This is a genomic window from Staphylococcus sp. HMSC068C09, from assembly GCF_001813735.1.
GTDB classification, from domain to species: Bacteria; Bacillota; Bacilli; order Staphylococcales; family Staphylococcaceae; genus Staphylococcus; species Staphylococcus hominis.
In genome coordinates this window covers 176,180-189,043 of sequence record NZ_KV813753.1, presented here as the reverse complement: position 1 = coordinate 189,043, position 12,864 = coordinate 176,180, and the positions used below count along the sequence as shown (strand labels likewise).

The following is a 12,864-nucleotide window of genomic DNA, read 5'->3' as shown; positions in this document are numbered from 1 at the left end:
AAACTCTCAAGAAATTTCTTGAGAGTTTTATTATTTCTGATAATTAAATCATTCATTAAATTATTTACAATATTAAAGTTTTTCTTGATGTAAATCTTCAAATTTAAGAATTGGTTTACGAGCTGCAGTTGTTTCATCCAATCTATCAATGATAGTTGTATGAGGTGCTTCTAATACTTTATCAGGATCACTTTCAACTTCATCTGCAATTTGAAGCATTGCATCAATGAAGTAGTCTAAAGTTTCTTTAGATTCAGTTTCGGTTGGTTCAATCATCATACCTTCTTCCACATTTAGCGGGAAGTAAATTGTTGGTGGATGTACGCCAAAGTCTAGTAAACGTTTTGCCATATCTAGAGTACGGACACCATATTCTTTTTGTTTAGATCCACTTAAGACAAATTCATGTTTACAATATTGTTCATAAGGGATTTCATAACGATCTTTTAATCGAGCTTTAATGTAGTTCGCATTTAAGACAGCTGCTTCAGACACTTCTTTTAATCCTTGTGCACCCATCGTTCTAATATACGTATAAGCTCTTAAATAAATACCAAAGTTACCATAAAATGGTTTTACTCGACCGATTGAATTTTCAATATCATTATCATATTTAAATGTATCACCGTCTTTAATCACCATTGGTTTTGGTAAATAACTTGCTAATTCTTTTTTTACGCCGACTGGACCTGAACCAGGGCCACCACCGCCATGAGGACCTGTGAATGTTTTATGCAAGTTTAGGTGCACAGCATCAAATCCCATATCTCCAGGACGAACTTTATCCATAATAGCATTTAAGTTTGCTCCATCGTAATAGAGTAACCCGCCTGCTTCATGAACAATTTCACGAATGTCCATAATATTTTTCTCAAAGATACCTAAAGTATTTGGGTTAGTTAACATAATAGCAGCGGTATTTTCATTAACGACACGCTTTAAGTCTTCGATATCAACTTCACCGCGTTCATTAGATTTAACAGTTACTGATTTAAATCCGGCAAATGAAGCTGATGCAGGGTTTGTACCATGTGCAGAGTCTGGAACAATAACTTCATTACGATGGCCCTCACCATTTTTTATATGATATGCTTTAAAAATCATTAAAGCTGTCCACTCACCATGAGCACCTGCTGCTGGTTGTAGAGTTACTTCATCCATACCTGTAATTTCTTTTAGTTCTTCTTGTAAACTATAAATAATTTCTAATGAACCTTGAATTTGTTCTTCCTCTTGTAGTGGATGAGATTCTGCAAATCCAGAAATACGAGCAACTTTTTCGTTGATTTTTGGATTATATTTCATAGTACAAGAACCTAAGGGATAAAATCCAGAATCTACCCCAAAGTTTTTATTCGAAAGTTCCGTGTAATGACGTACTAAATCTAATTCTGCCACCTCAGGAAACTCTGCTTTATTTTTACGAATAAATTTATCATCTAAAATACTCTCAACAGAGTCTGTTTTAATATCACTTTGTGGTAAAGAATATGCATATCTACCTTCTCTAGATCTTTCAAAAATTAATGGACTAGATTTACTTACTACCATTTAGCTCACCAGCTTTCTCAACAAATGTATCAATCTCTTCTTTCGTTCTTAATTCAGTAACAGCAATTAACATATAATTGTCAAAGTCTGATGAAGCTTCACCTAAGTCAAAGCCTCCGATGAAACCATGTTCTGCTAATTTTTTATTTACATCTTTGATAGGTTGATTAAACTTAACAACAAATTCATTAAAAGATGTACCATCTAGGACTTCAAAACCGTTGTTTTTAAATTGATTTTTAGCATAATTAGCATGTTCTAAGTTTTGAACCGCAATATCATAAATACCTTGTTTACCAAGAGCTGACATAGCAATTGAGGATGCTAAAGCATTCAATGCTTGATTTGAACAAATATTTGATGTGGCTTTATCACGACGAATATGTTGTTCACGAGCTTGTAAAGTAAGAACAAACCCTCTATTACCTTCATCATCTTGCGTTTGTCCTACTAATCTGCCAGGAACTTTACGCATTAACTTTTTAGTAGTAGCAAAGTAACCACAATGAGGACCGCCAAATTGAGTAGGAATACCAAATGGTTGTGTATCACCAACAACAATATCTGCTCCAAATTGGCCTGGAGGTGTTAAAACGCCTAATGCTAATGGGTTAGAATAAACAATGAATAACGCTTTTTTATTTTCAATATAAGAATGAATTTTTTCTAAATCTTCAATTGATCCATAGAAGTTAGGATATTGTACAGCAACTGCTGCAGTATCATCATCAATTGCTTGTTCTAATTTTTCTAGGTCAGTAATCGTTCCATTTAAATCAACTTCAACAATTTCAAATTCTTTTCTTACTTTAATATACGTTTTTAATACTTGTAGAGCCTGATAATGGAGACCTTTAGATACTACAATTTTGTTCTTTTTAGTATGATTAAAAGCTAATATACAAGCTTCGGCAAAGCTAGTTATGCCATCATACATAGACGAATTTGCGACATCCATTTGAGTAAGTTCACAAATTAATGTTTGGAATTCAAAAATTGCTTGTAGTTCACCTTGAGAAATTTCAGGTTGATAAGGTGTATAAGCAGTATAAAATTCAGAACGAGAAATCATAGCGTCTACTACTGCAGGTGTGTAATGATCATATACTCCTGCACCTAAAAAACTCACATGTGTTTCTTTAGTAATATTTTTATTTGCAATAGTATTCAATCTTCTTAAAAGTGAAGTTTCAGCTTCTGCACTATCTATATTCAAATCTCTATTAAGTAAAATATCTTTTGGAATATCTCCAAAGAGCTCGGTAATTGAATTTGCTCCAATTGTTTCTAACATTTCTTTTTTATCTTTATCAGTTAATGGTATATAACGATGACTCACATTGCACACCCCTTAGTTATTTTTCGATTTGATTTTTCTTAACAATTTTAGCTTTTAATTGTCTTTTACGAACTTGAACTAGTAATTCTTTACCTAACTCAAATTCATCACGATCAATAATAGCCATAGCAATTGATTTTCCTGAAGAAGGTGATTGAGTTCCTGAAGTAATTTCACCTATTTCTTTTCCGTCAAGATTCATTACTGTATAACCCGTTCTTGCAATGCCTTTATCTATAAGTTCTAAACCTACAGTACGTCGTTTTGACCCATTCTCTTTTTGATCTTTTAAAACAGATTTACCAATAAATTCATCTTCAATTAAAGGTTTAGCAGCAAAAGCAATTCCACCTTCATAAGGCGTAATTGATTCAGTGAGATCTTGTCCATGAAGAGGTAAACCAGCTTCTAATCTAAGTGTATCTCTTGCACCTAAACCACAAGGTACAACGCCTTTATCAATAAAACCATTCCAAATGTCAACTGTATCATTTGAATTACAATAAATTTCAAAACCATCTTCACCTGTATATCCAGATTGAGATAAGATAACATTTTTTCCAAAAATAGTTACATTTTGTTTGAATTCAAAAGGCTTCATTTCACTTACATCAATATCAACAAGTTCACTTACTAAAGTTCTTGCTTGAGGGCCTTGAACCGCTAATTGACCATACTGTTCAGACACATTTGTTACAGTAGCATTAAATTTAGATTGATGTTTTTGAATCCATTCGAAATCCTTATCAGTATTGGCTGCATTAACAATTAATAAGTATTTGTTATCAGCAATTTTATATGTTACTAAATCATCAATAATACCACCCTCATCATTACATAAAGCTGTATATTGAGCTTTAGTTTCAGATAAATTAGTAGTATCATTCGAAAGTAAATATTGAACAAATTTACTAGCATTTTCACCTTCTATTAAAATTTCTCCCATATGACTTACATCGAACATACCTACTTTGTATCTAACTGCGTTATGTTCTTCTTTAATACTAGTAAATTGAACAGGCATAGCCCACCCACCGAATTCAACTATTTTAGCACCACTATTTACATAAGTTTCATATAATGGTGTCTTTTTTAATTCGTTTGTCATTTAAAAACCCCCTATTTTTTTATAAAAAAAGCAGAGTAGCAGAAGCTACCCTGTCTAAATAACAAATCCAGGACTGCGTAACAGTATTATCCTTTTGCCTGAGAGTTTCGTAGTTTACTTGCACCTTCGGCGATAACATGACATAATTTCAAAACAACTATAGAATCAGTTCAAGTTATTCTCTCTAATACTGATCATTCGCATGGTATATGATTTAAAATTGTTTTATATACACATTCAATTGTTTTACTACTATCTACTTTTTTGGATGCGATTTCATTATATCTTGAAACTCTCGATAAATACAAGTCTTTTAATTGTTTTTCACTTTTGTTTTTCGCATTTGGTCTATGTGGATCATTAGCAATTCTATTATAGATAATATCTATATCACAATCTAACCAAATAACTGTTTTATTTTTTAAAAGTGAGATAGAATTATCGTTTTCTATAATTCCTCCCCCGGTTGATATAATATCATATTTACCAATACAATCATTTAAATATTTATACTCTAACTTACGAAATCCTTTTTCACCAATTTCATTAAAAATATCTGGTATTGTTTTAAATTCTTTCATTTCTATATATGTATCTAAATCAATATATGAATAGTGTAATTTTGAAGCCAAATATTTGCCAATAGTACTTTTACCAGTACCCATAAAGCCTGTTAATATAAGTGGTAAATAAGAATGAGTCATCCTAATCACCTCTCTTAAGTTTATCACTTATTATACTATCATAATATATTTGAATATTATGTATTGTTTTTAATTTTATACTATATTGAGCAGAATAAGTAGATATAATTATCAAATATATACTAAGAATAAATAATGTATAGCTACTTATATATCCTTTCATTTTATAAAAATAAGTTTTTTTCATAGTAATCGTTTTTATCACCTATTTTTAGTTTTAATTTTATGATGTTAGAAGGTAAAATTTGAAATTCTGCATTGATGACGTTATTTAGTAAAACGATATTGCCATTCCCATTAATTTTGTAAAATAGTTTGTTGTTTTTAAATTCTATATAATCTTTAGACGATTCATTATCAATGATAATTGTATGTTTATCCTTAATTATAAGGGCATGATGCTTTTTCGAAATAATTTGAGTTATATTTGTCTGAAAAAAAGCATATTCTGTTTGATAACTATTATATGACTCGTATAAATAGGAATGAGTCAATTTAATTAATTGAGGAAAAAATGTTAACATCATTGTTGTTAAAAATAATGAAACTAACATTTCTATTAAAGTGAATGATTTTAATTTAATATTTAACGCATGATTCGATTTCAGTTTCTTTGTGAAGTCCACATATTTTGTTGGAATAAAGTTTAATATGATAATCACCTAAATTTATACCTTTTGAAAGGGTTTTTTTATCATAATGGTTGATACTACTCATTATAGTTTGCTTGATTTCAATAATTTGGTATTCTCTTTTTAATGTATGATTTAAACTGATTAGTAGTGGAATTAAAGTAAAAACTATAGTAGTGAATATATACAAGCTAAATAAACTATCGATGAGTAACACTGCTTTAAATTTTAAAATATCTAATTCTTCCTTTTTCAATATTAATAATCAACTTATATTGATGTTGATTGATTTTCAATATTAAAGAGCCAAACTGATTTATTCTTCCTTCTTTATTAAAAGTAATTTTCTCTAAATTTCTAACTTCAACTATTTTTCCATCTTCAATATTGTAGTTGTACCGCCCACCATGTGCTTCTATTACTTTTATAATTGAGGAATGTTTTGAAATTAACAATGTAATAGATTGATGATCATGCATCGCTTTAGATTTAAAATATTCTAATTGATTAACAAATTGTGTTGCTTTTAAATCGTCTGACAAAGAAATATTGTTAAATACATTTACCCTTAAAGTTGCATTAAGTAAGATTGTTAAAATCAAAATGATTAACAAGCTCTCTATAAAAGTGAATGCTTTAATATTCTTACTCTGCAACTGCTTCTCCATTTTTAATACTGATAGTTTCTCCAGACTTACAAGATGATTGCCCTTGTTTTATAAACCCTTCAGTTACTAAGTCCTCAATAGAATTAGGAACTCTATTATGTTTTAAAGTATAAGCTTCAATTTGACTATTGACCATTTTCACTTGTGCTTCACATCCTGTTGATTGAATATGTGACATTTGTTTAGCTATATTCGGAATAATAAGAATGAGTAAAACACTAATTATTAATAGTACAAGTAACATCTCAATTAAAGTAAAAGCTTTTAATTTATTTTTGAATTTTTTCATAAAAAACCTCCATTTTACTTTACTTAATATTTTGCATAAGTTGGAACATGGGTAACATGATCACTAGATACAAGCTGACTATAAAGGCTCCTAAGAATATAAATACGATAGGTTGGATAATTTTTGACTGTTTTAAAGCTGTTTGTTGGAGCCTTTGAATTAATATTTGACAATACATTTTCAACTCAATATCTAATTTATTATTTTTCTCACCTTGCTTAATAAACTGTATTAAATCATATTGATAACATGGTATTTTAATCAAAATATTGGGTAAATTAATGCCTCTATTTAGTTCATTTTGAATAACGATACCAATATAATTCAAAAATGAGTTGTTTTGTAGATGAATGTACATATCTACGACTTGTTGAATACTAATACCATTTTTATAAAATAAAGCTAAATCATTAGCAAGTTGATATGTTTTTATAGTCGAATAATAAAAACGTACAATTGGTATGTAAGAAATGAATGTAAGTTTTTTGGATATATCTAATTTATTAAGAAAGATAAATATAATGATGGATAAAGTTAGTAAAGTAAAAAAAACAAAAAGAAAAATTTGCGGTAAATGACTAATTAAATATGTAATAATAGTTTGTGATAAATTGAGTTTAACATCCATCATTGAATACAGATGTTCAAATTGAGGTAAAACTGTATAATTTAATATACTTAACATAGTTATAAATATTGCAATTAAAATGATGGGATATTGAATAGCTTTTAATATTCGTTGTTTAGCTTGAAGATTTGTTTTTAAATAATTCATTGCTTCCTCTAGTGCTTCATTTATATTCCCATATTTCTGCGCAAATTGAATTTGAGTGATAATAGATTTAGGATAGCCTATTAATTCTAATATTTGATCGCATTCTCCTCCTGTTTTTATTATTTTAACTATCTTATTTGCTATATCTTTATTTTTATAATTAAAATACAAATTTATAAAATTAAAACTTTCTAATAATGTAAATCCACTTTTAAGTAAGTTATTCAAATTATTTAGAAGTATAATTTGTTGGTTTTCATTAAGAACTTTAGAATGTTTGTTAAATATATTTTTCAACCACATCTTCACATATAAGACCTTCTTTCGATAGCGATAACAATTTTTCTTTTAAATTATTAAATGTCTTAGGAAGCGTATGGTTATGTTCAAAAAAATATTGAATTTGATTATTTGTAATAGACTCACAAACAAGCTTTCTTTGATTTGAAGTAGTTGTAACTAATCTTTGATTTGAAATAACATTTATTGCTTGTGAAATTTCTTGAACACTAATCCCCATCTCTAACAATCTGAGTATTGCGCCCTTACAATTGCTTGAATGCATAGTAGTTAACACTAAATGACCACTTAAACTTGCTTGAATAACACATTTTGCCACTTCAGCATCTCTAATTTCACCAATTAAAATAACATCTGGATCACATCTTAATATTGCTTTAAATGAACTAACATAATCTATACCGGCTTTATGATTTACTGACACTTGTGTTATGCCTTTTAATAATTGTTCAACAGGATTTTCAATTGTAATAACATTTAAATTTAATTCTTGAAAAGCATAGAGTACTAATTGATACATCAAAGTACTTTTACCTGAACCTGTTGGACCAGTAAGTAAAATGAGACCTTGCTTTTTATTCATTAGAGATTTAAAGTCATTAAAGTCCTTATACTCTCTTTTAGAAGTGAAATATTGAGGGATAAGTCTAATAACACAACTTTCTACTCCTAATGACAAAGGTAAAGTAGAAATTCTTAAATAAAATATTGATTTAGCATGATAAGTATATCTACCACTTTGAGCTATTTGATGTGTTGATACATCTAAATTTGCTTTAAATTTCATATAAATTAATAATTTTTCATAAATGTCATTACTAAACATTTCATATGTCTCTAATATATCATTCACTCTGAATTTAATATGTACTTTATCCTCTGAAGGAATAAAGTGTACGTCACTTGCATTTTTTGAAATTGCTTTATTAATTATTTCTTGAAATAATAATTTCAAAAAAAACACCTCCTACATATATAAACGTAAGAGGTGTTTAAATTACTTTTTTATTGTCCATCTAAATATGGATTGAGTTGTTCGTCATCTACCGTAGTGTATTGACCATGACCTGGGAATAAAGGCAAATCTCCGTCTAATTCAAATAATTTATCCTTAATTGAGTCTACTAATGTTTCATAGTCTCCTCTATATAAGTCTGTTCTTCCAATACCGTTATTAAATAATGTATCTCCTACTACTGCAAAATCGTCAAAAACGTAAGTTAAACTTCCTGGCGAATGACCTGGTGTATGAAGAACATTGAATTTAAATTCATCGATTGTAAAATTACCTTCATCTAAAGCAATTGGTTGAGCTTTACTAGTAGTGAGTGGCATACCATATTGTTTAAATTTTGAAGAACCATTTTTTTCAGGATCAGTTAAGAAAGAAAATTCTTCTTTATGCATATAAACAGGTACATCATATTTGGATAATACATCGTCTAAAGCACCAATATGATCAAAATGAGCGTGTGTAAGTAGTATTGCTTTTAAAGGTTTATTGATTTGATTTAATTTCTTAAATATTTTATCAGATTCTCCAGCAGGATCAACTAATAATACACTGTTATCGCTTTCTACAAAATACGCGTTTGTATCAACTAATCCTAAAGATAAATTAGAAATTCTCATATTATTCACCTTGTTTATCTAAATGTTTTTGAACAGATTTTAATTTATCATTCATTTTACGAGACTTATCTCTTCTATCATCAATACGGATATTTGTACATACTCTATCTAATCCTTTATCAAATGGTAATTCGTGAATTGCTTGAACTACTTCAAATAAATCTTTAAGATCACCTTCGATAAGCGTATTCATAGGGGTTAATTGATAGTCAATTTTACCTTGCTTTTTAAATGCTTCTAGTTTCGTTTGGATTTCTGCAATATATTTACTAACACTAGGACCTTCCGTTCCGACTGGTATAACAACTACATCAATAATAGCCATTATTTAACACCATCCTTTTCAATTATATATGTTTTTATTAGTCCAGCAGCACCAGTGATACCAGCATCATTTCCAAGTTTTGCTTGGACAATTTCAGTATCTTTTTGAGCAGGAGTAAATGTTAAATTATGATATTCTGTTTTAATATTTTCAATTAATATTAATCCAGCTGTAGACATTCCTCCACCTAAAACAATATATTTAGGATTGCTTGTAGCACTAATTATACTACATAAATAAGCGATATGATTTGCGACCTTCTCTGTTATAAATATACAGAATTGATCTCCTGCTTTTGCTGCATCAAATACAGCTTTAGCAGTTACTTTATTCTCTTTTATAAGTGATAAAATAGATGATTTAAAAGTTAGTTTAGGATAATAAAAATTGACTAAATTAACCACTCCAGTAGCTGAAGCAACAGTTTCAATACATCCTGATTTGCCACAATTACAATTAAAACGTTGATCAAAATCAGTTCTAATATGACCTATTTCTGCACCTGAACCATTATGACCATGTACAATTTCACCATTTGAAATGATGCCTCCACCAAGACCAGTACCAAGTGTAATAGCAACTACATCATTTGCACCTTGACCAGCACCTTTATGCTTTTCACCCAGTGCAGCTACATTTGCATCATTATCCACATATACAGGACAATCTATAAATTCACTAAAAATCTCTCTCACATTTACATTTCCAGGCCAATGTAAATTAACAGCCCCATGTACGATTCCCGTTTCAAAATCAACAGGACCAGGAACTCCTATACCAACTCCGATAACATTTTGAAGATCAAAATGATAAGATTCAGTTGCTTCTTTAAAAGAATCAAAGACTTGCCTTAATAAAGTTCGACCTGTATGGTCTGAAGTATCGGTTTCAATAGACCATTTATGTAATCGTTCTAATTTTGTATCAAAGATACCAAGTTTACATGTTGTTCCACCTATATCAGCTGCTAAAATAATATTTTTCATTTATGCTCATTCCTTCTTTGATTAATTATTAAAATACATTTTAGATATTCTTCATTTGTTAAAAGATCATAATTGTAAAGAGAACGTATTTCTTGTTGCATCATTTCATACATATCTTCTTTATCTTTAAAATATATAATAAAACCATAACGTTTCAAAAGTTGCAAGACATCATAAAAATTGTTAATTTTTCGATTCATTACTATCTTTCAATTCTTTTTCTAAATTTTTATAGCTTTGGTTATTGGCATCAATTTTCAAAGCTTTTTTTATATATTTTAAAGATTTATCGTTATCATTTAATGCTCTATTAGCTATGGATAATTCATAGTTTAATAATGCAGAGTTAGGATGACTTCTTAGGCCTCTTTCCCAATCAGCCATTGCCTCTGCTTTAGAACTTTTAGTAGCAGTTATTAAACCTTTTAAGTAATATGTTTCATCATCATCGTATCCTTTATTGATTGTATGTTCAACAATTGATAAAGCATCATCATAATTATAGGATATCATTTCGTCTTTAATAAGTTTATCGTAAATATTTTCTTCTTTAATTGAAAATATTCTAATTTGTAATAAAACAAAAAGTACTAATAATAAAATTAAAAATAACCAAAATAAATTACGATTTTCATGAAAATAATAGCCTATTAATGTAATAAGGATACCACCTATGAAACCACCTAAATGAGCCATTAAATTAATATTCGACATAAATAGCGAGACAAAAATCAATATTAATACAACAACTAACAATTGTATTATCATTTTCTTATTAAAAGTCTTACTTAAGTACATCATCGTTAAAATAGCCCCTATAAGACCAAAAATGGCTCCACTTGCACCAACAGATATTGTACTTATATTAAAGGATAACGAAGCAAAGTTTCCAAATAATCCAGAAATTAAATAGATACCTAACATTTTATATGGACCAACGATCGTCTCTACAATTTTACCAAAAATGAATAAAGATAGCATATTCATTAAAATATGTTCAAAATTAAAATGTAAAAACATCGAGGTAATAAGACGGTACCACTCTCCGTGCACTACATTGAAGTGTACTAATCCCCCAACATCTAGTAGCTTAATATCTGAAAAATGATTTAGATAAATCTTCATATATAACCATACTAGGACATTTATAGCTATAAGTGTATAAGTCATTGGTGAAAATATCATCATATACTTATCAATAAGGTTCGTATTAAGTACACGCTTTTTATAATCTAACGATGATTTTTTATCTTTTTTATTAACGCGTTTTTTTAAAATAAAATTAGGCATTGTATTTTCTAAGTCTTTTTCATTAGTGATACTATGATAAATCAACTTAGTAGGATGCGTTTCATCGAAATTATCAATATTCATCGATGTTTCTAAAAAGTAGAAGAACTCAACTTTTTTAATTTTAAATCCTAACTTTTTTTGTAAATTCTCTTTATGATCATTTATTTTAGATTTGTCGAAGCGTATCTCTTGAGTTGAACTCACTTCTTTTCTAAATACAATAAGTTCTTCTTTTTTCTTATTGAATAACCAAATTTCATTTGTATTTTTATCTGTGTGTTCTAATTTATAGTTAAAATATTTGATCCAATAATAAATTGATTTCCAATATAGTTTATCAATATTCATTAATTCCTCCCAAATTTAGTGTTACATATAATTAAATTATCTACAGGTTGATCATGTTTTTCCACATCAAAATCTGATATTTGGAAGTCATATATAAGACTAATTGAGTTAATATCGTGTTGATTTAGAAATTTATCATAGTAACCTCCTCCATACCCTATACGAAAACCATTTGTTTGAAAAGCTACTCCAGGTACAATAAGTAAATCCATGTCATTACTAATAGATGTATCTTCATTAACATAATTAATGCCTTTATCATCGGTAGCTATTGATGACAAATCTAATAGTTGTTTAAAGTTCATATTACGACTTCTGTAATCTGTATTGGGCACAAAAATTTGTTTTCCATTATCTAAAGCGAAATTAATAATATTGTATGTATTAATCTCGTGTGGCATAGACAAAAATATACCGATACGATGTGCATTTTTGAATTTTTCGTTTTCAATTAATTGTTTCATTAACCAAATATCAGCTTTATGCTTACTTTTTTTATCAAAGTCTTTCATTTGTGATAAGATATTTTTTCTAATTTGTTTTTTACCCATTCTTTCTCCCATCCTTTAATATATATTATAACGTTATTATATAGTGATGTCATTTGTGATAATTCAAATTATTTTAAGTTAAAAAATTATATTAATTTATATAAAATAAATATAGTTGTTGATTATATATTTAGGATTATTAATAGTTGAATGAGCTACTAAAGTAAAAAAGGTTGGAACAATTTTGTTCCAACCTTTTTACTTTTAATATTATTTAGTTTCACGATGTAGAGTTTGTTTGTTATCACGTGAACAATATTTTTTCATTTCAATACGTTCAGGATTGTTTCTTTTATTTTTAGTAGTAATGTAGTTTCTGTCACCACATTCAGTACAAGCTAATGTTACGTTTACGCGCATGAT

Annotated in this window: 16 protein-coding genes and 1 riboswitch; all 16 genes read right to left on the bottom strand. The window is 28.5% G+C overall.

Features of this window, described 5'->3' with window-relative positions:
* Positions 1-72: 72 nt before the first annotated feature.
* Positions 73-1,551 carry an aminomethyl-transferring glycine dehydrogenase subunit GcvPB gene (gene gcvPB, locus HMPREF2930_RS03360; RefSeq protein WP_017176245.1) on the bottom strand — a complete coding sequence of 493 codons (1,479 nt, stop codon included), beginning with the start codon at positions 1,549-1,551 and terminating at the stop codon, positions 73-75.
* On the bottom strand, positions 1,538-2,890 hold the full coding sequence (gene gcvPA, locus HMPREF2930_RS03355) for an aminomethyl-transferring glycine dehydrogenase subunit GcvPA (RefSeq protein ID WP_017176244.1): 1,353 nt from the start codon (positions 2,888-2,890) through the stop codon (positions 1,538-1,540). The genes gcvPB and gcvPA overlap by 14 nt, the downstream gene beginning before the upstream one ends.
* Positions 2,891-2,906: 16 nt before the next feature.
* Complete coding sequence (gene gcvT, locus HMPREF2930_RS03350; protein ID WP_017176243.1) at positions 2,907-3,998, bottom strand: glycine cleavage system aminomethyltransferase GcvT; 1,092 nt, start codon at positions 3,996-3,998, stop codon at positions 2,907-2,909.
* A 76-nt stretch (positions 3,999-4,074) separates the two neighbouring features.
* Positions 4,075-4,196: riboswitch (glycine riboswitch) on the bottom strand.
* Entirely contained in the window at positions 4,193-4,702 is a 510-nt protein-coding gene (locus tag HMPREF2930_RS03345; protein ID WP_017176242.1) for a shikimate kinase, read from the bottom strand. It overlaps the preceding riboswitch by 4 nt.
* Before the next feature lie 164 nt (positions 4,703-4,866).
* Positions 4,867-5,328: a competence type IV pilus minor pilin ComGF gene (locus HMPREF2930_RS03335; protein WP_232132980.1), complete on the bottom strand. Its 462-nt coding sequence runs from the start codon at positions 5,326-5,328 to the stop codon at positions 4,867-4,869.
* A gap of 227 nt (positions 5,329-5,555) precedes the next feature.
* Complete coding sequence (comGD, locus tag HMPREF2930_RS03330; RefSeq protein WP_256276197.1) at positions 5,556-6,002, bottom strand: competence type IV pilus minor pilin ComGD; 447 nt, start codon at positions 6,000-6,002, stop codon at positions 5,556-5,558.
* Positions 5,980-6,291, bottom strand: a complete 312-nt coding sequence (gene comGC, locus HMPREF2930_RS03325; RefSeq protein WP_017176238.1) for a competence type IV pilus major pilin ComGC — start codon at positions 6,289-6,291, stop codon at positions 5,980-5,982. The genes comGD and comGC overlap by 23 nt, the downstream gene beginning before the upstream one ends.
* A 19-nt stretch (positions 6,292-6,310) precedes the next feature.
* Positions 6,311-7,369 carry a competence type IV pilus assembly protein ComGB gene (comGB, locus tag HMPREF2930_RS03320; RefSeq protein ID WP_048681721.1) on the bottom strand — a complete coding sequence of 353 codons (1,059 nt, stop codon included), beginning with the start codon at positions 7,367-7,369 and terminating at the stop codon, positions 6,311-6,313.
* Entirely contained in the window at positions 7,347-8,321 is a 975-nt protein-coding gene (gene comGA, locus HMPREF2930_RS03315) for a competence type IV pilus ATPase ComGA (RefSeq protein ID WP_017176236.1), read from the bottom strand. Before comGA ends, comGB begins: the two co-directional genes overlap by 23 nt.
* A 50-nt stretch (positions 8,322-8,371) precedes the next feature.
* On the bottom strand, positions 8,372-8,998 hold the full coding sequence (locus HMPREF2930_RS03310; RefSeq protein ID WP_017176235.1) for an MBL fold metallo-hydrolase: 627 nt from the start codon (positions 8,996-8,998) through the stop codon (positions 8,372-8,374).
* A gap of 1 nt (position 8,999) precedes the next feature.
* Positions 9,000-9,323 carry an MTH1187 family thiamine-binding protein gene (locus tag HMPREF2930_RS03305; protein ID WP_017176234.1) on the bottom strand — a complete coding sequence of 108 codons (324 nt, stop codon included), beginning with the start codon at positions 9,321-9,323 and terminating at the stop codon, positions 9,000-9,002.
* On the bottom strand, positions 9,323-10,309 hold the full coding sequence (locus tag HMPREF2930_RS03300; protein WP_002449785.1) for an ROK family glucokinase: 987 nt from the start codon (positions 10,307-10,309) through the stop codon (positions 9,323-9,325). The genes HMPREF2930_RS03305 and HMPREF2930_RS03300 overlap by 1 nt, the downstream gene beginning before the upstream one ends.
* Complete coding sequence (locus tag HMPREF2930_RS03295; RefSeq protein WP_017176233.1) at positions 10,306-10,509, bottom strand: YqgQ family protein; 204 nt, start codon at positions 10,507-10,509, stop codon at positions 10,306-10,308. Before HMPREF2930_RS03295 ends, HMPREF2930_RS03300 begins: the two co-directional genes overlap by 4 nt.
* Positions 10,493-11,950 carry a rhomboid family protein gene (locus tag HMPREF2930_RS03290; RefSeq protein ID WP_070597240.1) on the bottom strand — a complete coding sequence of 486 codons (1,458 nt, stop codon included), beginning with the start codon at positions 11,948-11,950 and terminating at the stop codon, positions 10,493-10,495. Before HMPREF2930_RS03290 ends, HMPREF2930_RS03295 begins: the two co-directional genes overlap by 17 nt.
* Positions 11,950-12,501 carry a 5-formyltetrahydrofolate cyclo-ligase gene (locus HMPREF2930_RS03285; protein ID WP_017176231.1) on the bottom strand — a complete coding sequence of 184 codons (552 nt, stop codon included), beginning with the start codon at positions 12,499-12,501 and terminating at the stop codon, positions 11,950-11,952. Before HMPREF2930_RS03285 ends, HMPREF2930_RS03290 begins: the two co-directional genes overlap by 1 nt.
* A gap of 210 nt (positions 12,502-12,711) precedes the next feature.
* Positions 12,712-12,861, bottom strand: coding sequence for a 50S ribosomal protein L33 (gene rpmG, locus HMPREF2930_RS03280; protein WP_002449881.1), 150 nt, complete (start codon positions 12,859-12,861; stop codon positions 12,712-12,714).
* Between the last annotated feature and the right edge of the window lie 3 nt (positions 12,862-12,864).